This window comes from Pseudomonas morbosilactucae, assembly GCF_023241715.1.
Classification (GTDB): Bacteria; Pseudomonadota; Gammaproteobacteria; order Pseudomonadales; family Pseudomonadaceae; genus Aquipseudomonas; species Aquipseudomonas morbosilactucae.
In genome coordinates this window covers 171,621-196,394 of the sequence record NZ_JALQCW010000004.1, presented here as the reverse complement: position 1 = coordinate 196,394, position 24,774 = coordinate 171,621, and the positions used below count along the sequence as shown (strand labels likewise).

Sequence of the window (24,774 nt, the reverse complement as noted above, 5' to 3'; positions counted from 1 at the left end):
TTGCCGATGGCCACACCGGGTGGTGAAAGCCCGTGCGATTCCATGCTGTCCAACAGCCGTTCATCGCCTATATTGCAGTGCATGATGATCCCCAGGCTGCCGCCGGAGGTCCAAACCCACTGAAACCCACTGCCCAGCGCGTTTATGGAACCGTACCCTGGGCCGCTACCCCTGAAAACGACTGCCTGAAAACGACCGCCAAGAGATCGAGCCGGTGATTCAAACCCCACAGCGCCTATGCCGACTGTTGTTGTACCCCGGATGCCTATTCGGATGGCTGTTCACCGCCCAGGCCCAGGCCGTGCCTGCGCAGGTCGAGCTGTACCTGCCGGATGCGCCGCCCTTGACCATCATCAGCGAGGAACAGCGCCACGGCATTATCGGCGACCTGACCCTCAGCGCCTTGGCCAAGGCCGGTGTGGCTGTGCAACTGCGCGCGTTGCCGTGGGCCCGGGCGCAAAAGTATGTGCAAGAGAAAGACAACGCCCTGATCATTCCCCTGAGCCGCACCCCCGAGCGGGAGTCGCGCTACACCTGGATTGCGCCGGTCATGTCCATGGGCCGGGCGTTTTTCAGCCTCAAGTGGCAAGTCAAGGATTTCGAGGAGGCGCGTCAGCGTTTCCGGACCGTGGCCGTGGGGCTGGGCAGCGCCCAAGAGGAGATTCTTCGGGCCAACGGCTTCAGCAACGAGCAGATCTACGCCGTGAAGATTGGTGAAAACCCGGCCCAGTTGCTGTTGATGGGCCGGGTCGATGCCTGGTTCAACGGCATTCCGGAAACCACCTACATCTGGTCCAAATTGTCCCCGCGACGGTTGTTCCGCAGCCCGGAGCTGAGCACCTTGGACCTTTACCTGGCCTGTTCCCTGCAATGCGACCCGGAGTTGGTGGGTTCCTTGCGCCAGGCAGTGGAGCAACTGCGGCGCGACGGCACCCTTGAAGCACTCAAGCGTGAATATGCGCCCAGCCCCCATACCGCGCCTTGACGGCGAGGCCGGTGCGTTGGCCCGGCCCTGGGCTGGGAATGATGAGTGTCATTCAGGCAGGCGAACCTGCCCGGCAGAAAGCCCCAGGACTTCCACGCCTTCGGGTGTGGCCTGGCCGGTGCTGATGGGGATGCGCCGCGCGGGTTGGTCCACCGCCGGGCGGTAGTCCAGGCTCAAGCTCGCCCCCTCACGGTGGATTGCCGAAGGCGGCACGATCAGCGCCTGGTCGTTGCGGTAGGTGACGATGGTCAGCCGTGCGCTCATGCCCAGGCGCACCTGTTGCAGTTGCTCGGTGCTCAGTTCAGGGATCGACAGGGTCACCGGGAACTGCGCGCCGCCGCCCGAGCTGTCGCCCGCCAGGGCCAGGCTGCTGACAATCTCCACGGTGCCTTTCAGGCGTTCGCCGGCAAAACCATCGCCGAGAATCTCCACGCTTTGCCCTGGGTGCAGTTGGTTGATGTCCAGCTCCGAGACCTTGCTGACAATCTTCAGCCGCTCGATGTTGGCCAGGCCGAACAGCACCTGGCCCTGGCTGACTTTACTGCCGCTCTGCACCGGGCCACTGGCCTGGGCCGACGCCGCTTGGGACAGGTTAAGGCCGGGGGCGGGCACCACGATTCCTGCAAAGGGCGCGAGCACGTGCTGGCCCGCCAGCAGGCTGCGCAGGGCCTCGTATTTTACCGTGGCGTTGGTCAGTTCCATCTCGGCGATCTGCCGGTATTCGCCTTGGCCTTGGGCCAGCGCTTGCTGCAATTCGCCCTGGGCCGCGACCTGGTCCAGACGCTGGGCCTGCACCTGCTGCTGCAGGTCATCCAGTTCGTTGCGCGGGATGATGCCTCGGGCAAACAGGGTCTGGCTTTCCCGCAGTTTGCGCTCGGAGCTGGCCAGGGCCATTTCCGACGAGCGCAGGGCGCGCCGGGCTCGCGCCACCTGGGCGCCATTGTTCCAGTCCTGCAATTCCTGCACGGCGCGCCGGGCCTTGAGTTGGGCCGACAGGGCGTCGCGCAGTTGGATCTGCAGCAGGCTGGGGTCCATTTCCAGCAGCACCTGGCCGGCCTCGACCCGTTGCCCCTGTTCCACCCGATTGGCCAGGACATTGCCCTCGAACGGCGCGCTAAGGGTGATGGTCTGCTGCGGCTCGATCTTGCCCACCAAGCCAATCTGATGCACCAGTGGTGTGGGCTGGACATCGATCCAGCGGCCCTCGGCCACCGGGCCCGCCGTGCTGCTGCTGCGATCGCCGAGCGCGAGGGCACCGGCCAGCACCAGCACGCCCAGCAGCGCCACGCCGTACAGGCGGCGTTTTTTATTCGGGTCAGTAGTCATTGAGGGCAATGTCCCAGCTCTCCAGCGTCATGCCCAGGGTCAGATCCAACTGGGTCTGGGCGTTGAGGTAGGCAATCAATGCGTTCAGCCGCGCATTTTGCGCATTGCGCAGGTCGCCCTCATAACTCAGCACCTGGAAGTTGCTGGAGCGTCCGGCGCCGAGCTTTTCCCGCTCGATCTCCAGCTTGCGCTGAGACAGGTCGACCGCGCGCTGGGCAATTTCGTACTGCCGCCAGCGTGTGCCGAGGTCGCGCACCACATCCGTGACGCTGCGTTCCAGGGCCTGGCGAGCATCGGCCAGGAGGATTTCCTGGTTCTCCACATCGACCCGGGCGTGCACTTCGGCTTGGCGGGTGCTGAGGTCGCCAATGGGAATCTGCACCTGGACCCCGGCGTAGCTGTCCCAGCGCCGCCCCGCGCCATTGCTGTCGTTGTTGTCGTAGCGGTCGCGGACCTGATTGGCCCCCGCCACCAGCGACACGTCCCAGCGGCCCAGGTCCTTGGCAATCACCAGGTTCAGGTCGGCCTGCTGACTGCCCAGCAGCGTCGCCAGGTATTCCGGTTGCTGGACCTGGGCCAGGCGCAGCGCCTGCTGCGGGTCGATGCTGACCCGGCTGGCTTCCAGGGCCTCACTGGCGCGGATTGGCGTCGACAGGTCCAGGGCCAGCAGGCGCAGCAGGCTCAAGCGATTGATGTCCACCTGGTTCTGCGCCTCTTCCACCCCCAGCTCCTGGGTGGCGATGTCGGCTTCGGTCTGGACGATTTCGAACTCGGCCATGCGCCCTGCGTCAATCAGCGCCCGGTTGACGTCCAGCAGGGCGCGGGCGCGTTTCAGCGCTTGCTGGACGATGCTCAATTGTTCCTGGGAACGCAGCAGTTCGCGGTAGGCGCTGATGATGTCGGTGATGGTCTGGCTCACCGTGGACTTGAGGTTAAGGCGGTTGGCCTGCTCGGTGATCCGCGCCAGGCGCAGGGGCGCGGTGGTCACGTCCCAGCCGGCACCGCGCAGCAGCGGCTGGATGATCGCCAAGTCGAGGCCGTCGCTGCGGTAACGCCCGGCGCGGTCGGCGCGGCTCAGTTCCTGGGTCCAAGCCATGCTCAGGCGGGTGCCGTATTGCCCCAGCAGGCTGGTGGTGGGGGACAGCCGCGCATCGCGCCCACGGTCATCGCTGCCCTGGTTGCTCAGGTAGCTGCCATTGATCAGCAGCTTGGGGTTGAAGGCGTCTTCAGAGACCCGCAAGTCGAACTTTTGCGCCACCCGTTGCAGGTAGGCACTGCGGATCCCTCGGTTATTGCGCAGCCCCAGGTACACCGCGTCGCCCAGGGTCAACTGGGTCAGTTGCTGGCTCAACAGCACACTGCGAGCCTGGGCACTGGCCAGGGACGGGGCCGACGCCGGGGCGGTGAGGGGCTTGGCGGCGAGGCATGCCGGGCTCAGCAGCAGTAATAGCAGCAGGCTGTGGCGGCGATTATTCATCACGCAAGGCCTCCACCGGTTGCAGGCGCGAGGCGGCAACGGCCGGGTAGAGGCCGAAGAACAGGCCGATCAGCAACGTGCTGCCCACCCCAAGGGGCAAGGCCAGCGGCGCCAGGCTGAAGGGCCATCCCGAGAGCCGCGCATAGCTGTAGGCCGCCAGCAGCCCCAGCACCGCGCCGCACAGGGCGCCGAGGGCGGTGAGGGTGACGGCCTCCAGCAGAAACAGGTTGCGAATGTCTCGACGGCGGGCGCCGAGGGCCATGCGGATGCCGATCTCCCGACGTCGTTCGGCAACGTTCATCAACATCACGTTCATCACCCCAACACCGCCTCCCACCAGGGAAATGCCCCCCAGGGCCAGCAACAGGTAACCGAAGGTGCGGCTCTGGCGGGTCATGCCGTCGATGATCTGCTGAGGGATCTGCACCTCGACGTCCCGCCCCGGCAGTTGCCCCTGCAAGGCCTCGCGCAGCGCTCCGGCCACCGTGACCATGTCCTGTCCCGGGGCGGCCCGGGCAATCAGGTTGCTGACCTGGGCCGTGGTGCTGATGCGGCCCATGCCTTCCAGGGGTAGGAACAGCGAGTCGTCGGCCTGTACCGGCACCAGAACAGCACCCGGCTGGTGCTGCAGGATGCCGATCACCAGGAACAGGTAATCGTTGATGCGGATCCGGTCCCCCAGGGTCAGTGGGTCGCCTGGTGCGCCCAACGCCCGGGCGAGCTGGGCACCGACCACCGCGTAGGTTTCATGACGGTCGTAGGCCGAGATAAAACGCCCAGCCTCTACGCGCAGGCGCAGGGCATCGGGCAACTGTTCGGTGCTGCCCACCAGGTTGGCGTTGACGGTGCGGCCATGGAACAGCACCGGGCCGCTGAACAGCATCACCGGCGCCAGGTAGCGGACCCCGGGCAGGGCCTGCTGCAGGGCTGGGATATCCAGACGGATCGGCGCGCCGCTGCGCACGCCGCCGGACTCGGGAAACTGCACCGCCAGGGTGTCGGTGCCCATGTCCTGGAAGATCGCCGCGGCGTCGGCGGCGGCGTTGTGGCCGATATTGATCAGGGCCACCACCGACGAACTGCCGATGACGATCCCCAACAGGGCCAGGACCGAGCGCTTGCCCAGGGTCCGCAGGCTGATCCAGGCTTCGTGGCACAACTGGCTGGCGCTGGGCTCGACCTTGAGGTTCATGCCGGGCAGGCCTCCCGCACGCGGCCTTGGTGCACGCGGATCTGCCGCGTCAGGCGCTGGGCGATCTGGGCATCGTGGGTGACGATGATCAGGGTCACCCGGCGCTCGCGGTTCAAGGTCAGGAGCAGGTCCATGATGTCTTGAGCGGTATGGCTGTCGAGGTTGCCGGTGGGTTCGTCGGCGAGGATCAGCGAGGGTTCGCCCACCAGCGCCCGGGCAATGGCCACGCGTTGGCGCTGGCCGCCGGAAAGGTCGGCCGGGCGATGCTCGGCACGCTCCGCCAGGCCGACCCGTTCCAGCAAATGCCGGGCCCGTTGCAGCGACTCGCCCCGGGGCACCCCGCGGTAGCTCAGGGGCAGGGCGACATTGTCCAGGGCGCTGAGGCGCGGCAGTAGGTTGAAGCTCTGGAAGACAAAGCCGATCTGTTGATTGCGCAGGGCCGCCAGTTGGTCCGGGCTGGCTTTGAGAATGTCGTGGCCGGCAAAGCGGTAGTGGCCGCTGTCGGGCAGGTCGAGCAGGCCGAGGATGTTCAGCAGGGTGCTTTTGCCGGAACCGGAGGCGCCGAGGATGGCGCAGCTTTCGCCGGCCTCGATGCGCAGGCAGACGTCTTGCAGGATGTGCAGCGGTTGCTCCGCCAGCCGATAGCTTTTGCCGATGCTTTGCAGGGAGATGAAACCCGGATCAACCATGGTGTCTGTCATTGCCTGGCGCGCCATCCGGCTCGACGCACTGCGGCAACGGGGCCCTCCAGGGTTAGCCGGAGGAGGGACGAAGGCAGGCTCAAGCTTGGTTTTATTTATTATTTTTAAAAAATTGTTTTGAATAGTAGCGGCGAACAACGGCCTGCGCCAGCCGTCCGGGGCCCCGGAAAACGGGTTTTTCTGCACCCTGGCGCGGGCAAAATCGGCCAGTCAGAAAAACCCGGGCTGACCCCAGGCGTCTGGCAAACGCTTGCTTTTAGGGGACTTGACCGGTATAAAAAATCAAATTTTTTTTTAAAACACTGTTCGCTCGGTCAGTTTTTTACCCAGCCAAAGGTTAGCCTCCATGGTCGCAAAGAAGCTCAGTGCCCCCAACCTCACCAAGACCCGACTGCTGGAAGCCACCGAAGCACTGTTTATCAAATACGGTTATGACGCGGTGCTGCTGCGACAGATTACCGAACGTGCCCAGGTCAACCTGGCAGCCGTGAACTATCACTTCGGCGACAAGGATTCGCTGATGAAGGCCCTGCTGATGCAGCGCCTCGGCCCCCTCAACGATCAGCGTCTGGAACTGCTGGCCAAGTGTGAAGAACAGGCCAGCGGTCCCCTGGATTGCGAAACCCTGTTGGGGGTGCTGTTTGCCCCGGCCATGGGCCTGGAGCGCAGCGACGAATCCGGCGGCCAGGAAGGGCGTTCTTTTATCCGCTTTCTGGGCCGGGTCTACAGCGACACCTCGCCGTTTATCCAGGAGTACCTCAAGGAGCACTATCAGCCGGTATTCGAGCGCTTCTTCAAGGCGTTCGCCCTGGCCTTGCCCGACCTGCCGCGCAACGAACTGGGGGTGCGCCTGCAATTTGCCCTCAAGGCGATTTCCGGGGTCATGGCGGGCACCGAGCTGCGCCTGTTGATGCAGGCCATGAGCCTGGGCCGGCCGGCCACCGACGCGGAAGTCATGGCCAAGCTGATCAGCCTGGTGTCGGCGGCCATCCGCGCGCCCATGCAAGACCCGGAATCCGAACAGGCCCTGGAGCAGGTGCTGGCCACCCAACGCTTGTTGCGTCAGCAGACCCTGGGCGCACTCGCCGGCAGCTGACGGCTGTTTTACACTCGCCGCCATCCAGCGCAGGGGGAGCACAGATGGTCAACGGGATGTGGCGGGTATGGTCGGCGGTGGCGGTGTTGTGCCTGGCGTCATTCACCATGGTCACCAGTGAGTTCGCCCCCATCGGCCTGCTATCGCTGATGGCCGCGGACCTGGGCCAGGACCCGGCCACCCTTGGGCTGACGGTGACCCTCTATGCCTGGATCGGCGCTGCCAGTGGCTTGCTGGCCCATTGGTTCAGTCGTCGGGTGCCACGCAAAGTCCTGCTGATTGCGCTGATGTTGATCCTTGCTGCGGCCAATGCCTTGTCGGCGCTGTCGGCAAACTTTCCTTCCTTGTTGGCGGCCCGTGCTCTGGGCGCGTTGGCCCATGGCGTGTTCTGGGCCACCGTGGCGGCCACCGCCGCCAGCATTGCGCCGCCTCGGCGCCTGGGCCTGGCCACCTCGATCGTGCTTGGCGGCATCACCCTGGCTACTGTGCTGGGGGTGCCCCTGGTCAACCTGATCGGCCAATACAACGGTTGGCGCCAGGCCTTCCTCGGGCTGGGGCTGATGTGTTTGCTCAGTGCCGTGGCGATGTTCGCCAGCCTGCCATCCATGGCCTTGCAAGCCGCGACCGAGAGCGGCGGTTATGGCGCCGTGCTGCGGCGTCGGGACCTGCTGCTGACCTACCTGATCACCGGGCTGACTGCCGCTGCGCACTTTGCCGCCTACACCTTTATCGAACCCTATATCGGCCAGGTGCCGGGCATCACGCCGTACCTGATTGCCAGCCTGTTGTTCACCTTTGGCGCCGCAGGGTTTATCGGCAACCTGTTAAGCGCGCTGCTGCTGGATCGCTACCTCAAGGGGTTTATCCTCGTGACCTTGCTGGGGCTGGCCACGGCCCTGATGCTGCTGGGCGCTTATGGCCCGGCCTTGGGCCTGCCGATGGTGGTGGGCTTGCTGGGCCTGTGGGGCGTTTCCATTGCCGCGTTGTTCACGGCCTTGCAGACCTGGGTGCTGCGCATTGCCGGGCCCGATACCGTGCCGGCTGCAGCGCTGCACACCGCAGTGCTGAATGCTGCCATCGGGGTTGGGGTGATTGCCGGTGGGCACAGCCTGGCCAGCAGCGGCGTGGCCTCGGCCATGATGACCGCGAGCCTGGTGATTGTGCCGGCCCTGTTGTTGATGCTGTTTTTGCAGCTACGGGCCAGGACGCAGCCGTTGCCGGCTGCGTAAGGGTGCTTCAGGCCGCGGTCACGGCCCGTACCTGGCGGCGCTGCCAGAACGGTGCCTGTTGCCAGCGTTGTTCCTGCTGGTACCAGGCGCCCAAATGCGCCGTGTAGGCCTGTTCGATGCGGTTCAGCTCGGCCGCGTAATCCGTCAGCGCCGAAGGCTGCCCTTGCAGGCAGCGATAGGCCGTTTCAGCGCCGGCCAAACCGGTGTACAGCGCATTGAACAGCCCCTGGGCCGACAGTGGATCGAACGCCAGTGCCGCATCGCCCACCGCCAGCCAGCCGGGGCCGCAACAGCGGTCGAGGCGGGCACTGTGGGCCGCGCAAAAACCACTGCGCGGCGCCTGTCCGGGGTCAAGGAGATGGGGCAGGGCGCTGTCCGCCAGCCGAGCCAGTAACGCCTGCCCGGAGTGGGCGCTGGCGGCGGCCGGCAGGTCCGCGTCGGTGTAGAAATTCACCAGGCGCTGCCCGCCGGGCAACGTTGCGCTGTACCACCAACCCTGCGCTTCCGCCCACAGGTCGCTGATGCCATCGCTGTCCGCCCGGTCCTTGCCCAGCAGCCAGCCACACACCAGCTTGTCGCTGACCCGGCGCTGGGCGCCCAAGTGCCGAGCCAGCCAACTGCCGCGTCCGCTGGCATCCACCAACACCCGACACTGCACCTCGAAGGTTCGCCCCTGGCGCTGCAACGCCACGCACCAGGGATGTTCCTCGTCAGGGCGCGGGTGCACCCGAAGAATCCGGGTCTGCTGCAACAAGGCGGCCCCGCGGGCCTGGGCCACCGTCGCCAGCCAGGCATCAAAGCGTGGCCGGTCCAGGTGCCAGCCCGGACCGTCAAGGTTGCGCAACGCGTCCTGCTGCATCGGCTTGTCCGTGCCCCAGGTGCTGCGGGTGCTGTAGCAGGGCGGGTGGCCCTGCTGCAAAAACGCCTGCTGCAGGCCCATGTCCCGCAGCAGCCGCCCGGCAGCCGCCGGCAGCGATTCACCCAACCCGGCGAAGGGCTCCAGCGCTTTGTCCACCAGCAACACCCTGGCTTGGGGCGCCAGGTTCAAGGCCAGCGTGCACGCCGCCGGCCCCGCGCCCAGCACCAGCACATCGGCGTTCAGCCGATTGCTGGCGGCCATCAGCCGGGCAGCCCGCGTGGGAAGCGCCGGACTTTCTCGATGGTCATGATGTCCACCGATTCTGCTCGGGTGCCGGTGATCGCCCCGACCTGCAAGGCCGTGTGCTCCTCGGACGTGGTGTGGGGCTTGGCACTCGGGTTGGGCTGATCGGGAATTGGCAGGTGCTGGTCCTCGACCTCGATCACAGCCGGGAAATGCTCGCGATCACTGGGCCCCGGGTGCACCTCCACCACGCCCAGGTGATCGAAGTGGTGAATCATGTTGTTGATCTGGTCGGTGTAGCTGGTGCTGCCCAGCGGGTCGATCCAGGCCGCGCGGTTGGCGAAGGCGGCAAGGCGTTCGCCAAGGGGTTTTTCCTCGTCCATGACGATGCGGTAGTTGTGCTTGGTCAGCACCTCATTGGGCACCCGCGCCGGCCAGAAACTCGGCACATAGGGGTCGTAGTTCTTGTCGTAGCCGGAGCGGCAGCTGGCCGAGTCCGTCTGCCAGGGCACCGCCATCCAGCGCGTCAGGCCCCCGGCCTGCTGGCCGTACAACGGGCCGTTGGGAATGGTCAGCCAGTCGCTGGTGAACACCTCTCCCAGGCCCGGGGCGACCCAGCCGTCGAGGGCGTGGGCCAGGCGGAACGGGGCCATGTACATCGTGCTGCTGCGCACCGGCCAGGTGATTTCGCAACCGGGGTGGAAGGCATCCGCCAGGCAGAACTCCAGGGCGGCGCGGGTCAGGGTGTCGCCTCGTTCGGCCAGGGGCACGTTGTCGATGTCCTGGGGCCATACACGCTCGGGGTCGTAGTCTTCAACGAAGTTACCCGCGGCCCACTCCCACAACAGGGCCATCTGGGTCTTGCCCAGGGTGCTGTTCTGCCGCGGCGTGTGGGCCGCCGGCACGGCCATGGCGTCGCCGTAGATCCACGGCCAGGGCTTGGGTGACCAGCTGTCCACCTCGTAGTTGCGGAACTGGTTGGCGATGCTGTGTCGCCAGTCGTGGTTGGCGGTGCTGCCATCGGCCAGGCGCGCCAGGGTTTCGGGGCTGCTCAGGTCGTTCACGCCTTTCCAGCCGAAGCCTGCGGCAAAGCCGGCGTTGACCCATTGCAAACCGGCCATGCGCTCGAAGATCGGCAGGATCTCCAGGGTGAAACTCGGCCGGCTCGGGCACGCCAGGGTGCCGGCGTCGATGGCCACGTCGCGCATCAGGTCCCACATGGTGCGCACGGATTTGCGCTGGGGCCCGAAGTTGGGCGGGCCGACGATGATCCAGGCCGGGTCCACCAGCAACGCCTTGCCGTCCAGGGTCACCTGGGCTGTTACCGGGCCATCGGAGACATCGTCGTGCCAGCCTTCGTTGTTGGCGAAGGTGATGGCCCGGCTGTCGTCCCAGGACGCAGACACGCCATGGCCGCCAAGCACCACCAGCCGCCCCTGTTTGTCGGTGAAGATTTCCCCCAGGTACACCGGGGTGCCCATGAATTGGCCGTCGTCGAAACGTTGCACCTTGGAATCCTTGCCCGTGACGCTGCGCGCCTTGGGGGTGATGGCCAGGCGAGTACGGTCGGCCACGGCGGCGTTGCGCAGGGTGCTAGGCGGCGCCGAGGCGGCTTCGGGAATGTCCAGGGCCAGCTGGAAGCCGTACCAGGCGGCCTTGGTGTTGGCCAGTTGCACCTGCCATTGGATTTTGGCGTTATCCGGGGTCAGTTCGCGGACGATCTCGCCCTTGGCATTGACCCCGTACACGCGAAAGCGCGCGGCCTGGCGTTTCAGGGCCTTCTTGGCGTCACGGTAGAAACCTGGTTTTTCCGGGGCCGGGTTGGGCACTTCGGGGCCGACGAACCATTCTGTCTGGCTATTGCCCACACGGGCCACGCCGATTGCCGGGTAAATCACCGCCTTGACGATGCACTGATCCTTGACCTCGGGCTCGGGCCGATCCACCCGGGTGTCCGCGGCCGGGGCAAAGGGGCAGCGTGCCGGGCGCGGCTGGGGCGGGTCCTGCAGGCTCTGGCCGTTGGCTTCATGGCGCAGGTGTGCACCTGCGGCGTAGGCCATTTTGCGCGCCTCAGCGATGGAACCCACCGGGGTCTGCTCCAGGGGCAGGCGCCAGATGTTGAACCCCAGGCCCTGGCCGTATTCGGCCTGGCCGCGCTCGCTGACGTCCTGTTGCGCCAGGGTCAGGGTCGCCACGTGGACGAAGGGGCTTTCGGCTTCCGGCCACTCCACGGTGGCCTGGTCCAGGGGCATGCTGGCGTCGTTGGTGCGCAACTGCACCATGAAGCGGAAGCGGTATTCGCGCTGGGACAGGCGCTGGCCCAGGTCCACCGCCAGGTAGTCGAGCTGGTTGTTGGCGACGTTCTCCGCCGGGGTCTCGGGGTCCAGGCGGAACTTGACGTAGCGCTGCTCGCCGGAATGGAACGGCAGGATCGCCCAGTACTGGGTGGTCAGCACGCTGCCTTCGATGGTGCGGCCCATGCGGTTGAGGATGTCGTTGGTCTTGGGGTGTTTCTTCAGGTAACCGGGGTAATCCTGGGCGACCACGCCGGCGTAGGTGAACTCGACCATTTCCTGGGCGTTGTCGACAAAGAACACCGGGAAGTTCTGCATGATGAAATCGGCGGTGTCGCCGTCATCCCCCAGGGCCTTGGGGCCGGGCACGCCGAACAGCTTGATGCCGATGCCCAGGGTGCTGCCCAGGTCGGGGGACGTGGGCGTGGTGTCGCTGGAAAACCGTACCCAGGCCTGCAGGCTTTGATGGGCGAAGACCCCGACTTTCAGTTCATCGGGAATGTCCTTGCACATCTCCAGGCGCCCGTGGGCGACGCCGTGCAGCTTGCGAAACACCGCCCGTTCGGCAGGGTGCTGCCCCAGGTCGATGCGTTTTTTCTGCACGATATCGACGAACATTTCCGTCAGGCGTTCGGGGGCTTGTTCAGGCTGATCAAAACACGGGGGTGGCAGATAGGTGTCCTTGCTCATGGCATCGCTCCTTGCTGTGGTTCGAGCCGTCTGTCGGCTCAGCCAAAGCACTATAGCTGCCTAATGTCATTGCGCCATTTCCGTGTAAATCTTGTTGATACCGAGCGCGGGCAAGGGCCGGGCGGAGTCATTCGACAGGTGAATACTGCTCAGGAGCCGGCCGGGGTTCTGCTAGGGTTCGGCGCGTGCGCAGGGCTTTAAGGGAGACCGCGATGGACCCGTACCAACAGCATGTTCTGAACGTCAACGGCATCCGCTTGAGTGTGCAAGTGGCCGGCCCCGAACACGGTCGCCCCGTGTGGCTGCTGCATGGCTTTCCCGAGTGCTGGTACTCCTGGCGGCGTCAGGTGCCGGCACTGGTGGCCGCCGGTTACCGGGTGTTTGTCCCGGAGCTGCGCGGTTACGGCGCCAGCGATGCGCCCGACGCGGTGGAGGATTACGACCTGCTGACCCTGTGCGCCGACATTCAGGGCGCCATGGACGCCTTCGGCCAGCGCCAGGTGGCGATGGTCGGGCACGACTGGGGCGCCATGCTGGCCTGGTACCTGGCCCTGCTGGAACCGGAGCGCATCCAGGCCCTGGTGACCTTGTCGGTGCCTTTTGCCGGGCGTCCAAGACGCCCGGCCACCGAGATCATGCGCGAACTGCATGGCGAGCGTTTCAACTACATCCTCTATTTCCAGACGCCGGGGGTGGCCGAGGCCGAGATGGACGCGGACCTCGACGCCTCATTGCGCCTGTTTATGGGCAATGCCGGGGCGCTGCTGCAACCACGCCCGGCTGACGCCCGCCTGTTCGACGGGATCCAGGTGCCGAGCGGGTTGCCGGCCTGGTGCAGCGAGGCGGACTTTGCCCGCTATCGCCAGAGCTTTGCCGGTCGGGGGTTTCGCGGGGCCCTGAACTGGTACCGCAACTTTGAACGCAACTGGCAGCGCAGCGAGTTTCTGGCCGGGGCCCAGGTGACGCAGCCCACCTTGTTCCTGATCGGCGACCAGGACCCGGTCGGCGTGCTTGAAGCCCACACCCTGAAGCGCATGCCCGACAGCGTGCCGCATCTGGAAACCCAGGTGCTGGCGGACTGCGGGCACTGGATCCAGAGCGAGCAGGGGGACGAGGTGAATCGCCACCTGCTGGCGTTCCTCAGTCGTACCTATCCGCCCCGCTGATACGCCGGCCCTAGCCGAGGGTTTCCCGCAGGCGATGCCAGAGCATGCCCAGGGCCAGCAACGGCGCGCGCAAGGCCGGGCCGCCGGGGAAGGTCATGTGCGGCACTGCGCTGAAAATATCCAGGCCCTGGCTGTGTCCGGCATGGATGGCTTCGGCCAGCAGCCGGGCGCTCCAGTGGGTCACGTTCAAGCCGTGCCCGGAATAGCCCTGGGCATAAAACACGTTGGGGTACTGGCGCAGCCGGCCGACCTGGGGGAAACGATTGGCGGTGATGCCGATCTTGCCGCCCCACTGGTAGTCGATGGCCACGTCCGCCAGTTGCGGGAACACCTTGAGCATCTTCGGCCGCATATAACCGGCGATGTCCGTCGGGTCCCGCCCGGAGTAGTGGCAGGCGCCGCCGAACAGCAAGCGCCGGTCTGCCGAAAGCCGGTAGTAGTCGAGGCCGACTTTCTGGTCGCACAGCGCCAGGTTCTGCGGAATCAGTTGCGCGGCCAGGGCCTCGGGCAAGGGGGCAGTAGCGATGATGTAGCTGCCCGCCGGCAGCACCTTGCCACTCAGGCGCGGTTCCAGATCGTCCAGGTGCGCGTTGCAGGCCAGCACCAGGCTGCCGGCACGCACCGTGCCCGTCGCGCACCGCACCTGCACGGTTTCGCCGTGGACCAGCTCCAGCACCGGACTGCGCTCAAACACCTTGACCCCCAGCGCCGCGGCCACCCGCGCCTCGCCCTGCACCAGGTCCAACGGGTGCAGGTGGCCGGAACCCATGTCCACCAGCCCTCCGGCGTAGGCCGAAGAACCCACCACCTGGGCCATGTCGGCACGGTTCACCAGGTGGGTGTCGTAGGTGTAACCCAGGGCGGCCAGGCTCGCTTGCTCGGCCTTGAATGCCGTGAACTGGGCCGGGGTATTGGCTAACTCGCAAAAGCCCCAGCGCAGGTCGCAGTCGATGCTGTAGCGGGCGATGCGTTCGGCCACCAGGGCCACCGAATCGATCCCCGCCCGTTGCAGGTACTGCACCCCCTGTTCGCCGACGTAGCGGACAAAACCACTGACGTCGTGGCCGATGCCACGGATCAGTTGCCCGCCGTTGCGCCCGCTGGCGCCCCAGCCGATGCGCTGGCCTTCGAGCAGCACCACCGAAAGCCCGCGCTCGGCCAGTTCAATGGCCGCGTTGACCCCGGTAAAGCCGCCGCCGACCACACACACGTCGGCCTGCAGGTCGCCGTCCAGGGCCGGGTAATCGGCCATGGATCGGGCCGAGGCCGCGTAGTAGGAGCGGGCGTGTTCCAGGTTGGGCCTGCTCATTTGTTGGACTTCACTTTGCTCCAGGAGCGGGTCATCACACGCATGATGGCCGGGCTCGGGGTGCTGGAGATGTAGAGCTTGTCCAGCACCTCTTGCGGCGGATAGACCTCGGGGTTGTTCACCAGCTCAGGGTCCATGAACGGTTTGGCCGCCGGGTTGGGGTTGGCGTAGCCGACGTAGGCGCTGACCTTGGCGATCACTTGCGGGTCCAGCAGGTAGTTGATGAAGGCGTGGGCCTCCTTGACGTTGCCGGCGTCGGCGGGAATGGCCAGCAGATCGAACCACAGGTTGCTGCCTTCCTTGGGAATGGAGTAGGCCACGTTCACCCCGTTCTTGGCTTCCTTGGCCCGGTTGGCGGCCTGGAACACGTCACCGGAGTAGCCGAAGGCCACGCAGATATTGCCGTTGGCCAGGTCGCTGACGTACTTGGAGGAGTGGAAGTAGGTGATGTAAGGGCGGATCGCCAGGAGCTTGGCCTCGGCCTTTTGATAGTCCTCGGTTTTCTCGCTGCGCGGGTCCAGGCCCAGGTAGTTGAGCACCGCCGGGAAGACTTCGTCCGGCGAGTCCATCATCGACACCCCGCACTGGCTGAGCTTTTTTAGGTTTTCCGGTTCGAACAGCACCGCCCAGGAGTCGATCTTGTCGATGCCCAGCACCTGTTTGACCTTGTCGACGTTGTAGCCGATGCCGTTGGTGCCCCACAGGTAAGGCACCGAATGCAGGTTGCCCGGGTCGTTTTTCTCCAGCAGGGCCAGGAGTTTCGGGTCCAGGTTCTGCCAGTTGGGCAACTGCGCGCGGTCCAGCTTGAGGAAGGCCCCGGCCTTGACCTGGCGCGCCAGGAAGTGGTTGGACGGCACCACCACGTCGTAGCCGGTGCGCCCGGCCAGCAACTTGCCCTCCAGGGTTTCGTTGGAGTCGAAGACGTCGTAGACCACCTTGATCCCGGTCTTGGCCTGGAAGTCGGCGAGGGTGGTCTCGCCGATGTAATCGGTCCAGTTGTACACGCTGACGCTGGGCGCGGCCTGGGCCAGGCCGCTGCACAGAACGGCCAGGGCCGCCGGAACCACTGCTTTGAATAGACGCATATCGACACCTCTTCGGGTTGTTTGCAGGTTATGGAGTGCTTACACGCTGAGCAGCAGGAACTCACGTTCCCAGGAGCTGATCACGCGCTTGAAGTTCTCATGTTCGGCACGTTTGACCGCCACATAGCCACGCACGAACTTGCGCCCCAGGTAGCGCTCGATGGTTGGGCAGTCCTCCATGTGGGCCAGGGCGTCCTCGATGGTGATCGGCAGGCGCAGGTTGCGCCGTTCATAGGCGCGGCCTTCGACCGGGGCGCTGGGCTCGATGCCTTCGATCATGCCCAGGTAGCCGCACAACAAGCTGGCGGCAATCGCCAGGTACGGGTTGGCGTCGGCGCCGGGCAGGCGGTTTTCCACGCGCATCGCCTCGGGGCTGGCGGTGGGTACGCGCAGGCCGACGGTGCGGTTTTCCTCGCCCCATTCCACGTTCACCGGTGCCGAGGTGTCGGGCAGGAAGCGGCGGAACGAGTTGACGTTGGGGGCGAACATCGGCAGCACCTTGGGGATGTACTTCTGCAGGCCGCCGATGTGGTGCAGGAACAGTTGGCTTTTCTCGCCGTTGGCGTCGACGAAAATCGGCTTGCCGGTGCCGATCTCCACCACGCTCTGGTGCAGGTGCATGGCGCTGCCGGGCTCGTCGGCAATCGGCTTGGCCATAAAGGTCGCGGTGACGTTGTGCTTGAGCGCCGCCTCGCGCAGGGTGCGCTTGAACACGGTGATCTGGTCGGCCAGGTCGAGGGCGTCGCCGTGGCGGAAGTTGATCTCCATCTGCGCCGGGCCGTCTTCGTGGATCAGCGTGTCGAGGTCCAGGCCCTGGGCTTCGCACCAGTCGTAGACGTCTTCGAACAGCGGGTCGAATTCGTTGGCGGCGTCGATGGAGAACGACTGCCGGCCACTTTCGGCGCGGCCCGAACGGCCCAGGGGGGCCTTGAGAGGCAGGTCCGGATCTTCGCAGCGCTGGGTCAGGTAGAACTCCATTTCCGGGGCAACGATGGGCTGCCAGCCTTGGTCGGTGTACAGCTGCAGGACTTTTTTCAGCACGTTGCGCGGCGACAGTTCCACCGGGTTGCCGAACTTGTCGAAGGTGTCATGGATCACGATGGCAGTCGGTTCGATGGCCCAGGGCACCACGTACATTCCTGCGGCGTCGGGGCGGCAGACCATGTCGATGTCGGCCGGGTCGAGCAGTTCGTAGTACAGGTCGTCGTCGACAAAATCCCCGGTTACCGTTTGCAGCAAGACACTTTCCGGCAGGCGCATGCCGCGCTCATGGAGGAACTTGTTGGTGGGGGCGATCTTGCCGCGGGCGATGCCGGTCAAGTCGCTGACCACGCACTCTACTTCGGTAATCTTGTGATCTTTCAGCCAGGAGGAAAGCTGATCGAAAGGGGCGTTCATAAAGACCTCGTCAATGGGTTCGGCTGCGTCGGGGGAGGTCGACAAGGCTTCCCCTGCGGCGCATTGGCGACTATCTTGGGCGACCCTTGTGTGTTCCATCTATCCACTTTAAGCAGCACCAAAACGCACCAAACGAGTGCGTAAGGTCTCCCATGACAGCGTCCAGTGCGTTCCAGGTCCAAGCCTTCAAGACCGTCGATGTGGCCGAGCAAATCCGCGCCACCCCAGGTTGGGTCCAGCAATACCAGCAGATGTCCCCCGGGCATTTTGCCGGGCAGGTGCGCTACCTCGACCTGCAGGGCGTGGAGATCTACGAGGAGTGCATGAACACCCGGGTCGAGCAGAATTTCAGCGCGCCCCAGGGCGCCCTGGCGTTCTGTTTCGACCGCAGCGACAACGCCCTCTACCTGCTCAATGGCGAGAGCCGCAACATCTGGATCACCCCCGAGAACTACCAGGAAGTGGCGGTGGTGTTCGGCCCTGAATTCGTCCAGCGCCAGGGCCTGGGCATGGAACGCCTCAACGGCTTGTTCATGTCCCCCCTCAATGGCCAGCAGAACGCGCTGTTCGGCCGCTGGCTCAGCAGCACCCTGACCCAACTCTCGCAAACCTTCGACCCGCCCAGCCGCGACGCCTTGACCCAGCAACTGCTGGAAGACTGCCTGTACCTGCTCGACAGCGCCTGCGTGGGCCTGGAACGTGGCGCCTTGCAGCGCCGCAGCGAGGAGCGGGCGATCATGCAGCGGGTCGGGGAATGGGCCGCAGACGCGGCGGAAGACAGCGTCAACCTGCTGCAACTGGCCGACGTTGCCGGTGTGTCCTTGCGCCAGCTGCAAAGTGCCTTCAAAGCCTTTACCGGCCTGGCCCCGGCCCACTGGCTGCGCCTGCGCCGACTCAATGGCGCGCGCCGCGAACTGCTGCGCCGCAACGCCGAGGACACCACCGTGGCCGAAGTGGCCATGCACTGGTCGTTCTGGCACCTGGGGCGCTTCTCCAGCAGCTACCGGGCGCTGTTCAAAGAGCTGCCCAGCGAAACCCTGAAGCGCCGTGGCGCCTGAGTGCCAGGCGCTGTTTCGGTTCAGCTTCAGCGTCCCCAGCACCTTCAGATAGTCGGTCTAAGCTAAGGCTCACCGGTGTCGATAGCCTGACAACGCAGTGACTCTTTCCCTCACCACTGTCTGCAATGGGTGCCTTATGTTTAACAACGGACTGAAAAAAGACCTGCTGGCGAAAGACGCTGAACTCCTGTCCCTGCGACAGCTGCTGGCGGGGCTGAGTGAAGAAATGATTTCACTGACCATCGACACGGAATTTCGCATCCTGGCTTTCAACCCGTTGTTCAGCAAAGCCCTGGGCTACCGCGACGACCAATTGATCGGTCGGCCGATGATGGACATCGTGCCCGGCTACGTTAAAAACCTGCCGTGTTTTCGCAACTTCCAGGACGCCGTCGCCCGCGGCACCTCGGTCAGCGACGACTACCGCTACCTGCGGGCGGACGGCAGCCTGGCCTGGTTTCGCGCGGCCTGGCAGCCCATCCGCGACATCAACGGCACGCTCCTGCATGTGCAATGCCTGGCCACCGACGTCACCGCCAGCGTCGAACAGGCCCGGGAAAACGAATCCTTCATCAACGCCCTGTTGCGCTCCACGGCGGTGATCGAATTCGACCTGAGCGGCAAGATCCTCAAGGCCAACGACCAGTTCCTCAACGCCGTGGGCTACAGCCTGCCGCAGATCCTCGGCAAACATCACAGCATCTTCTGCGAACCCCAGGAAGCGGCCAGCCCGGCCTATGCCGAGTTCTGGAAAAAGCTCAACCGCGGTGAATTCGTTGCCGACCGCTTCAAGCGCATCGACAGCGCCGGCCGCGTGGTCTGGCTGGAAGCCACCTACAACCCGGTCTACGACACCGAAGACAACCTGTGCAAAGTGGTGAAGTTCGCCACCGTGGTCAGTGACGAAGTGGCGCGCCAGGAAGAGGTGAACAGCGCCGCCAGCACCGCCTTCGATATCTCGCAAAAAACCGACCTCAGCGCGCAACGCGGGGCCACGGTGGTCAAGGACACGGTGCAGACCATGAGCCAGATCGCCGAGGAAATGCAGGCCGCGTCCGAAGGCATCGAAGCCCTGGGCAAGCAGTCGCTGTTGATCAGCTCCATCGTCCAGACCATCGGCAGCATCGCCCAGCAAACCAACCTGCTGGCCCTCAACGCTGCCATCGAGGCAGCCCGCGCCGGCGAACAGGGCCGTGGTTTTGCCGTGGTCGCCGACGAAGTCCGGCAACTGGCCGGGCGCACCAGTTCGGCCACTGAAGAGATTGTCGCCGTGGTCCAGCAGAACCAGAAGCTGGTGGACGAGGCCGTGCGGGGCATGGCCAACAGCAAGGACAAAGCCGTGGAAGGCCTGGGGCTGGCTGCTCAGGCCGGGGACGTGATCGTCGAAATCCAGGAAGGCGCCCGGCAAGTGGTGGGGGCGGTAGGGCGCTTTGCCAAACAGTTGAACTGAGCCATGAGGGGAAGGCCGGGCAGGGTGCAAGTGCATGCACATTGCCCGGCATGGTCAAGCGGCGTGCCCGTCAGGTGCAGGAAACTTCAAGCTGAACACCGTGACTTGGCCCGGCGAACTCTGCACCTCGGCGCTGCCCTGGTGCAGGTTCATGATCGAACGCACGATGGCCAGGCCCAGGCCGGTGCCGCCCTGGGCCCGGGCGCGGCTGTGATCCACACGGTAGAAACGCTCGAACAGGTGAGGCAGGTGCTGCGCCTCGATGCCGGGGCCTGGGTTGCTCACCCGCAGCATGACCTGAGCGGGCGCCTGCTCGATCTCGATGGCCACGACCTGGCCCGTTGGGCAGTGGCGTAGAGCGTTGGACAGCAGGTTGGAAATCGCCCGCTGGATCATCAAGCGATCCCCCTGTACCTGGCCGCTGCCGATCACCTTCAGGCGAATCTGTCGGTCTTCGGCCGCCAGTGAAAACAGATCGACCACCTTCAAGGCCTCATCCTCCAGGGCAATGCCGCGAAATGGCACCAGCGCCGCCGGGTGGCTGACCTGGGCCAGGAACAGCATGTCGCTGACAATCCGATTGACCCGTTCCAACTCCTCGATGCACGACTCCAGCACCGCCTTGTACGCTTCGGGCGGGCGCTCACGGGACAGGGTTACCTGGGCCTTGCCCATCAGGTTGGTGATGGGCGAGCGCAGTTCATGGGCCAGGTCATCGGAGAACTGCGACAGCTGCTGCACGCCATCATCGAGCCGGTGCAGCATGAAGTTAATGCCTTGCGCCAGTTCGCTGAGTTCCTGGGGCATCTGCACCACCGACAGGCGATGACCCAGGTCCTGGGCCGAGATCATCGCTGCCACCTGGCGAAACTGCCGCAGTGGCGCCAGGCCGCGTTGCACCACGGCCCAGGCGCTGAAGCCGATCAAGATCAACAGCAGCGGCAAGGCCATCAACGTCGAGCGCAGGTAGGCGCTGAGCAAAGCTTCATCGTGGCTGCCATCCATCGACAGCAGCACCGTGAGTGGCGCGCCGCTGGACAGGACAAAGACCTTGGACAGGGTCAGCACCTGGCGGTCTTGCTCATCGATATGCCGGGCGTAAGCCGGGTTGGCTGTGGCCCGGCTGGCGATCCTGGAAAGCTGGCGTGGGTCGCTGCCACCGTTGCCGAACTGCAACAGGGGCCGGCCTGGCTGTTGCGGGTCGAGGATGCTCAGGCTCAGGTTGTCATGCCCGGTGACCTGATCCAGCAGCATGTGCGGCTGCGAGGTGATCTCGGCGCTGCTGGCGTACAGCGACAGGCTGTGTTCGACCTGCTGCATTTTCTTTTCCAGGCTGCTGCGAGACAGGCTGTCCAGCTCATGGCTCAGGGCAAAAAACGCCAGCACGGCCAGCAACACCACCAGCAATGCGCCCAGCAGGCTGACGGTCAGGCCCAGGCGCAGCGACAGGCTGGCAGGCTTCATTCCCGAGCCTCCAGCACATAACCGACGCCGCGTAGGGTATGGATCAGTTTGCTGTCGAAAGGGTCGTCGATCTTGGCCCGCAGGCGCCGGATCGAGACCTCGACCACGTTGGTGTCGCAATCAAAGTTCATGTCCCAGACCAGGGAGATGATCTGGGTCCGCGACAACACCTCGCCGGATTGGCGCATCAGCAGGTGCAGCAGGGCGAATTCCTTGGTGGTCAGGTCAATGCGCTGCGCACCGCGAAACGCCCGGTGCCGGCCTGGGTCGAGCTCCAGGTCGGCGACCTTGAGCACCTCGGGCACGGCCCGTTGTTCGCTGCGTCGCAACAGGCTGCGCACCCGGGCCAGCAGCTCGGGAAATTCGAAGGGCTTGACCAGGTAGTCGTCGGCGCCCAGGTCCAGGCCGCGGATCTTGTCGGCCAGGCGCCCCCGGGCGGTGAGCATCATCACCCGGGTGTTGCTGCTTTGCCGCAGGTGCTCAAGCACCCCCCAACCGTCCATGTGCGGCAGGTTGACGTCGAGGATCACCAAGTCATAGATCTGCTGGCGGGCCAAGTGCAGGCCGTCGGTGCCGGAGTTGGCACGGTCCACCACATAACCACTTTCCGTCAGGCCCTGATGCAAGTATTCGGCAGTTTTAAGCTCGTCCTCAACGACAAGGATTCGCATGGTGTTTTACCTTTTAAAGAGTGGGGATATTCAATAAGGCAGAAGGCTAAGTTGTTATTGTCGTGGGCTGCCGATGGATGTTGATAAACAGTACTTAAGGATCTTTCGAGGTTTTAAGTGATGGACTCCATCGAGGCGGTATGCACCGCAGGCTAAAGCCTGTAGTCGCTACAGGGTCAATCGCTGGCGTGATTTAAGTGCCGATAAATCAACGTCTTGTGACAATTCGCCGCAGCCTTTCAGGCTCGTTCAAAGCGCTGCATGGATGCGCTGAGGCGGCAAGTGCTGCCGGGCGGATATCTGCCCTGTATATGTTTCTACATATTGCCAATTAATGGGGTGAAGTCCCTTAGTTGGGCGGATATTAATCCACAACCCCTGTTCCTGACGGTGGATTACGGATTTGTAATAGTGCAGTCACCTTGCTGATAAGTGCCGACTTCTACATTCACGCCACAGAAGTCTGAGCACCACAGGAAGTTTGAAATTGCCTCGATATAAGCCGTTAGTGATTGTTTCGAAATTAACCGGCGCCTTGTTCGGCATGGCTGCGTGGAGCCTGCTGCTGGGCAGCGCCAGCGCCTGGGCCGACCCCGGCGATGCCGCGCTGACCGTGGACCAGGCCCTGGCGGCGGCCTTTGCCCACAACCCCGAACTGGCGGCGGCGCAATGGGAGCGGGGAATTGCCGAGGGCGACCGGCAACAGGCCGGGTTACGCCCCAACCCCGAGCTGAGCTGGGAGGCCGAGGACACCCGGCGCAACTCCCGGACCACCACCCTGACCCTCAGCCAGCCCCTGGAGTTGGGCGGCAAGCGCGGGGCGCGAATCGAGGTGGCCAGCCGCGCCCAGGAGATTGCCGCGATCGAGTGGGAGCAACAGCGCAACGCCCTGCGCGCCGAGGTGCTCCTGGCGTTTTACAGCGCATCCACGGCCCAGCAACGCGTGGCCCTGGCCCGCCAGTCCCTGGCGCTCGCCGAGCGCGGGCTGCAGGTGGCCGACGGGCAGATTCGCGCCGGCAAGTCTTCGCCAGTGGAGGGCACCCGGGCCCAGGTACAGCACGCCCAGGTGCGCCTGGAGTTGCAGCGGGCCGAACGCGATGCCGCCAACGCCTATCTGCAACTGGCGACAGTCACCGGGTCGGCCCGGCCCGGCTTCCACCGTGTGCAAGAGTCCGCGGGGGCGCTGCCGACGGTGCCGTCCGAGGCATTGCTGCTGCAACGGATCGACGACACCGCCGAACTGCGCCTGGCGGTGCTGCGCATCGACCAGCGCGAAGCGTCCCTGGGCCTGGAAAAGGCCCAGCGCATCCCCGACCTGACCCTGAGCCTGGGCAGCCAATACAGCGAACTGGAGCGCGAGCGCGTCAACGTCGTGGGTGTGTCCATGCCGCTCCCGCTGTTCAACCGCAACCAGGGCAACGTGCTGGCCGCTGCTCGCCGCGCGGACCAGGCCCGGGATCAGCGCAATGCCACCGCCCTGCGGGTACGCAGCGAGGTGCAAAACGCCCTGCAACAGTGGCAAACCGCCGAGGCCGAAGTCAGCGCGTTCCAGCAACGCATCCTGCCGGCCGCGCAAAGCGCCGTGGACACCGCCACCCGGGGCTTTGAAATGGGCAAGTTCAACTTTCTCGACGTCCTGGACGCCCAGCGCACCTTGATCGGTGCCCGTGGCCAGTACCTGCAGGCCATCGCTGACAACACCGAGGCCTGGGTGCGTATCGAACGGATTTTCGGCGACTTGGGCACGCCCGAGGCGCCTGCCTTGAGCGGCTTCTAACCGATTTTTTTGTGCTCGCCGCGCCCTCCCTGAACAGGGCAGGCGTGGCTTAGGGAGTTTTCATGAATAACACACAGATTCTGTCCCGGGCCTGGGTTCTGGCCTTGGGCATCGGCTTGGGCGCTTTCGGCGCCAGCAGTTGGCTGGGCAGTTCCGCCGGAGCGGCCCATGCCGAGCAGTCGGCAGCCTCGGAAGACGGTCATGGTCACGAAGAGGAGGCCGGCGCCGAACATGACGAAGCGCCGGCCGAGGAGGGTCTCTTGACCCTTAGCGAGGCGCAGATCCAGGCGGCAGGCATCCAGCTGGTGGCGGCCGCACCCCAGGCAATCGGCCGTTCCCTGGTGTTTCCCGCGCAGGTGGGGTTCGACGAAGACCGCACCAGCCACGTGGTGCCCCGGGTGCCCGGGGTGGTGGAGGCGGTGCGAGTGGACCTCGGCCAATGGGTGAAAAAGGGCCAGGTATTGGCGGTGATTGCCAGCCAGCAGATCTCTGACCAGCGCAGCGAACAGGCGGCCGCCCAACGCCGACTGGAACTGGCCCGCAGCACCTATGAACGTGAACGGCAGTTATGGCAGGAGCGGATTTCCGCCGAGCAGGATTTCCTCCAGGCGCGCCAGGCCCTGCAAGACGCGGAAATAGCCCTGGACAATGCCCGGCAAAAAGTCAGCGCCATGAGTGGCAATGCTCAGGCCAGCGGTGGTAACCGCTATGAACTACGGGCCCCCTTCGACGGCGTGGTGGTGGAAAAACACCTGGCTCTGGGGGAGGTGGTCAGCGAAAGCAGCAATGCCTTCACCTTGTCCGACCTGTCACGGGTCTGGGTGACTTTTGGTGTAGCGCCCAAGGACCTGGAGCAGGTTCGGGTGGGCAGGGCGGTCACCGTCAGCGCCACCGAACTGAACAGCGAAGCCAGTGGCAGCGTGGCCTACGTCGGCAGCTTGCTCGGCGAGCAGACCCGCGCGGCCACCGTCCGCGTGGCCCTGGACAACCCCCAGGGTGCGTGGCGTCCCGGCCTGTTCGTCAGCGTCAAGGTGGCCATCGACCGCCAGCAGGTCGCGGTCAGCGTGCCCGAAGCGGCGCTGCACAGCGTCGAGGACCGACCCACGGTGTTCGTGCGCAGCGCCGAGGGGTTTCGCGCCACGCCGGTGCAGACCGGGCGCCGCGCCGACGGCCTGGTGGAAATCACCCAGGGCTTGCCGGCCGGCACCCAAATCGCCAGCGCCGGCAGCTTCATTCTCAAGTCGGAACTGGGCAAAGCCTCGGCCCAACACGCCCATTGATTTGCCCTTCGCGAGACGTCCCTC

General features: G+C 65.0%; 19 protein-coding genes and 1 pseudogene. 9 read left to right on the top strand and 11 right to left on the bottom strand.

Annotation, left to right across the window (positions count from 1 at the left end; translation table 11 throughout):
• The first annotated feature begins 217 nt into the window (after positions 1–217).
• Entirely contained in the window at positions 218–985 is a 768-nt protein-coding gene (locus tag M1B34_RS02170) for a substrate-binding periplasmic protein (protein WP_268264376.1), read from the top strand.
• A gap of 48 nt (positions 986–1,033) precedes the next feature.
• Here M1B34_RS02170 and M1B34_RS02165 read toward each other — a convergent pair whose 3' ends face one another.
• Genes M1B34_RS02165 through M1B34_RS02150 form a run of 4 tightly spaced genes read right to left on the bottom strand, consistent with a single transcriptional unit; the run spans position 1,034 to position 5,681 of the window.
• The gene (locus tag M1B34_RS02165) at positions 1,034–2,311 is read right to left on the bottom strand and encodes an efflux RND transporter periplasmic adaptor subunit (RefSeq protein WP_268264342.1); all 1,278 of its coding nucleotides are present in this window, start codon (positions 2,309–2,311) and stop codon (positions 1,034–1,036) included.
• Positions 2,301–3,788, bottom strand: a complete 1,488-nt coding sequence (locus tag M1B34_RS02160) for a TolC family protein (RefSeq protein WP_268264341.1) — start codon at positions 3,786–3,788, stop codon at positions 2,301–2,303. Before M1B34_RS02160 ends, M1B34_RS02165 begins: the two co-directional genes overlap by 11 nt.
• Positions 3,781–4,980: an ABC transporter permease gene (locus M1B34_RS02155; protein ID WP_268264340.1), complete on the bottom strand. Its 1,200-nt coding sequence runs from the start codon at positions 4,978–4,980 to the stop codon at positions 3,781–3,783. The genes M1B34_RS02160 and M1B34_RS02155 overlap by 8 nt, the downstream gene beginning before the upstream one ends.
• Entirely contained in the window at positions 4,977–5,681 is a 705-nt protein-coding gene (locus tag M1B34_RS02150; RefSeq protein ID WP_268261516.1) for an ABC transporter ATP-binding protein, read from the bottom strand. The genes M1B34_RS02155 and M1B34_RS02150 overlap by 4 nt, the downstream gene beginning before the upstream one ends.
• Before the next feature lie 346 nt (positions 5,682–6,027).
• Here M1B34_RS02150 and M1B34_RS02145 point away from each other — a divergent pair, with 346 nt between their 5' ends.
• Both M1B34_RS02145 and M1B34_RS02140 read left to right on the top strand, forming a co-directional pair.
• Positions 6,028–6,777 (top strand): TetR/AcrR family transcriptional regulator, encoded by a 750-nt coding sequence (locus M1B34_RS02145; protein ID WP_123333011.1) that lies wholly within the window; start codon positions 6,028–6,030, stop codon positions 6,775–6,777.
• Positions 6,778–6,821: 44 nt separating this feature from the next.
• Positions 6,822–8,006: an MFS transporter gene (locus M1B34_RS02140; RefSeq protein ID WP_268264339.1), complete on the top strand. Its 1,185-nt coding sequence runs from the start codon at positions 6,822–6,824 to the stop codon at positions 8,004–8,006.
• A 7-nt stretch (positions 8,007–8,013) separates the two neighbouring features.
• On the opposite strand, the gene M1B34_RS02135 is transcribed toward M1B34_RS02140, so the two are convergent.
• Entirely contained in the window at positions 8,014–9,126 is a 1,113-nt protein-coding gene (locus tag M1B34_RS02135; protein WP_268264338.1) for an FAD-dependent monooxygenase, read from the bottom strand.
• Positions 9,126–12,092 carry a LodA/GoxA family CTQ-dependent oxidase gene (locus tag M1B34_RS02130; RefSeq protein WP_268264337.1) on the bottom strand — a complete coding sequence of 989 codons (2,967 nt, stop codon included), beginning with the start codon at positions 12,090–12,092 and terminating at the stop codon, positions 9,126–9,128. The genes M1B34_RS02135 and M1B34_RS02130 overlap by 1 nt, the downstream gene beginning before the upstream one ends.
• Positions 12,093–12,304: 212 nt before the next feature.
• Here M1B34_RS02130 and M1B34_RS02125 point away from each other — a divergent pair, with 212 nt between their 5' ends.
• A complete protein-coding gene (locus tag M1B34_RS02125; protein WP_268261520.1) occupies positions 12,305–13,258 on the top strand; it encodes an alpha/beta fold hydrolase in 954 nt (317 codons plus the stop codon).
• Positions 13,259–13,268: 10 nt separating this feature from the next.
• Here the strand turns inward: M1B34_RS02125 and M1B34_RS02120 are convergent, their stop codons facing one another.
• The 3 genes from M1B34_RS02120 to M1B34_RS02110 are packed head-to-tail and all read right to left on the bottom strand — an operon-like array spanning position 13,269 to position 17,050.
• Positions 13,269–14,567: an NAD(P)/FAD-dependent oxidoreductase gene (locus M1B34_RS02120; protein ID WP_268264336.1), complete on the bottom strand. Its 1,299-nt coding sequence runs from the start codon at positions 14,565–14,567 to the stop codon at positions 13,269–13,271.
• Positions 14,564–15,652 (bottom strand): polyamine ABC transporter substrate-binding protein, encoded by a 1,089-nt coding sequence (locus tag M1B34_RS02115; protein WP_268264335.1) that lies wholly within the window; start codon positions 15,650–15,652, stop codon positions 14,564–14,566. The genes M1B34_RS02120 and M1B34_RS02115 overlap by 4 nt, the downstream gene beginning before the upstream one ends.
• Positions 15,653–15,691: 39 nt before the next feature.
• Complete coding sequence (locus M1B34_RS02110) at positions 15,692–17,050, bottom strand: glutamine synthetase family protein (RefSeq protein ID WP_268264334.1); 1,359 nt, start codon at positions 17,048–17,050, stop codon at positions 15,692–15,694.
• 152 nt (positions 17,051–17,202) lie between these two features.
• Here M1B34_RS02110 and M1B34_RS02105 point away from each other — a divergent pair, with 152 nt between their 5' ends.
• From M1B34_RS02105 to M1B34_RS33945, 3 genes and pseudogenes are all read left to right on the top strand, one after another.
• Entirely contained in the window at positions 17,203–18,108 is a 906-nt protein-coding gene (locus M1B34_RS02105) for a helix-turn-helix domain-containing protein (protein ID WP_268264333.1), read from the top strand.
• A gap of 136 nt (positions 18,109–18,244) precedes the next feature.
• Positions 18,245–19,018 (top strand): annotated as a pseudogene (locus M1B34_RS33950) (PAS domain-containing protein); the annotation flags it as partial.
• Entirely contained in the window at positions 19,001–19,558 is a 558-nt protein-coding gene (locus M1B34_RS33945; RefSeq protein ID WP_268264375.1) for a methyl-accepting chemotaxis protein, read from the top strand. The pseudogene M1B34_RS33950 and the gene M1B34_RS33945, both read left to right, overlap by 18 nt.
• A gap of 54 nt (positions 19,559–19,612) precedes the next feature.
• Here M1B34_RS33945 and M1B34_RS02090 read toward each other — a convergent pair whose 3' ends face one another.
• Entirely contained in the window at positions 19,613–21,022 is a 1,410-nt protein-coding gene (locus M1B34_RS02090; protein WP_268264332.1) for a heavy metal sensor histidine kinase, read from the bottom strand.
• Positions 21,019–21,693, bottom strand: a complete 675-nt coding sequence (locus M1B34_RS02085) for a heavy metal response regulator transcription factor (protein ID WP_123333033.1) — start codon at positions 21,691–21,693, stop codon at positions 21,019–21,021. The genes M1B34_RS02090 and M1B34_RS02085 overlap by 4 nt, the downstream gene beginning before the upstream one ends.
• Positions 21,694–22,237: 544 nt before the next feature.
• Between M1B34_RS02085 and M1B34_RS02080 the strand changes: the two genes are divergently transcribed.
• Entirely contained in the window at positions 22,238–23,470 is a 1,233-nt protein-coding gene (locus tag M1B34_RS02080) for a TolC family protein (protein ID WP_268264331.1), read from the top strand.
• A 62-nt stretch (positions 23,471–23,532) separates the two neighbouring features.
• Positions 23,533–24,750 carry an efflux RND transporter periplasmic adaptor subunit gene (locus M1B34_RS02075; RefSeq protein WP_268264330.1) on the top strand — a complete coding sequence of 406 codons (1,218 nt, stop codon included), beginning with the start codon at positions 23,533–23,535 and terminating at the stop codon, positions 24,748–24,750.
• Positions 24,751–24,774 lie beyond the last annotated feature (24 nt).

What these genes read in the sequence shown, in the direction of transcription:
- M1B34_RS02165 (WP_268264342.1), bottom strand. Translation starts at nt 2,311, where the DNA reads ATGACTACTGACCCGAATAAAAAACGCCGCCTGTACGGCGTGGCGCTG.
- M1B34_RS02160 (WP_268264341.1), bottom strand. Translation starts at nt 3,788, where the DNA reads ATGAATAATCGCCGCCACAGCCTGCTGCTATTACTGCTGCTGAGCCCG.
- M1B34_RS02155 (WP_268264340.1), bottom strand. Translation starts at nt 4,980, where the DNA reads ATGAACCTCAAGGTCGAGCCCAGCGCCAGCCAGTTGTGCCACGAAGCC.
- M1B34_RS02150 (WP_268261516.1), bottom strand. Translation starts at nt 5,681, where the DNA reads ATGACAGACACCATGGTTGATCCGGGTTTCATCTCCCTGCAAAGCATC.
- M1B34_RS02145 (WP_123333011.1), top strand. Translation starts at nt 6,028, where the DNA reads ATGGTCGCAAAGAAGCTCAGTGCCCCCAACCTCACCAAGACCCGACTG.
- M1B34_RS02140 (WP_268264339.1), top strand. Translation starts at nt 6,822, where the DNA reads ATGGTCAACGGGATGTGGCGGGTATGGTCGGCGGTGGCGGTGTTGTGC.
- M1B34_RS02135 (WP_268264338.1), bottom strand. Translation starts at nt 9,126, where the DNA reads ATGGCCGCCAGCAATCGGCTGAACGCCGATGTGCTGGTGCTGGGCGCG.
- M1B34_RS02130 (WP_268264337.1), bottom strand. Translation starts at nt 12,092, where the DNA reads ATGAGCAAGGACACCTATCTGCCACCCCCGTGTTTTGATCAGCCTGAA.
- M1B34_RS02125 (WP_268261520.1), top strand. Translation starts at nt 12,305, where the DNA reads ATGGACCCGTACCAACAGCATGTTCTGAACGTCAACGGCATCCGCTTG.
- M1B34_RS02120 (WP_268264336.1), bottom strand. Translation starts at nt 14,567, where the DNA reads ATGAGCAGGCCCAACCTGGAACACGCCCGCTCCTACTACGCGGCCTCG.
- M1B34_RS02115 (WP_268264335.1), bottom strand. Translation starts at nt 15,652, where the DNA reads ATGCGTCTATTCAAAGCAGTGGTTCCGGCGGCCCTGGCCGTTCTGTGC.
- M1B34_RS02110 (WP_268264334.1), bottom strand. Translation starts at nt 17,050, where the DNA reads ATGAACGCCCCTTTCGATCAGCTTTCCTCCTGGCTGAAAGATCACAAG.
- M1B34_RS02105 (WP_268264333.1), top strand. Translation starts at nt 17,203, where the DNA reads ATGACAGCGTCCAGTGCGTTCCAGGTCCAAGCCTTCAAGACCGTCGAT.
- M1B34_RS02090 (WP_268264332.1), bottom strand. Translation starts at nt 21,022, where the DNA reads ATGAAGCCTGCCAGCCTGTCGCTGCGCCTGGGCCTGACCGTCAGCCTG.
- M1B34_RS02085 (WP_123333033.1), bottom strand. Translation starts at nt 21,693, where the DNA reads ATGCGAATCCTTGTCGTTGAGGACGAGCTTAAAACTGCCGAATACTTG.
- M1B34_RS02080 (WP_268264331.1), top strand. Translation starts at nt 22,238, where the DNA reads ATGGCTGCGTGGAGCCTGCTGCTGGGCAGCGCCAGCGCCTGGGCCGAC.
- M1B34_RS02075 (WP_268264330.1), top strand. Translation starts at nt 23,533, where the DNA reads ATGAATAACACACAGATTCTGTCCCGGGCCTGGGTTCTGGCCTTGGGC.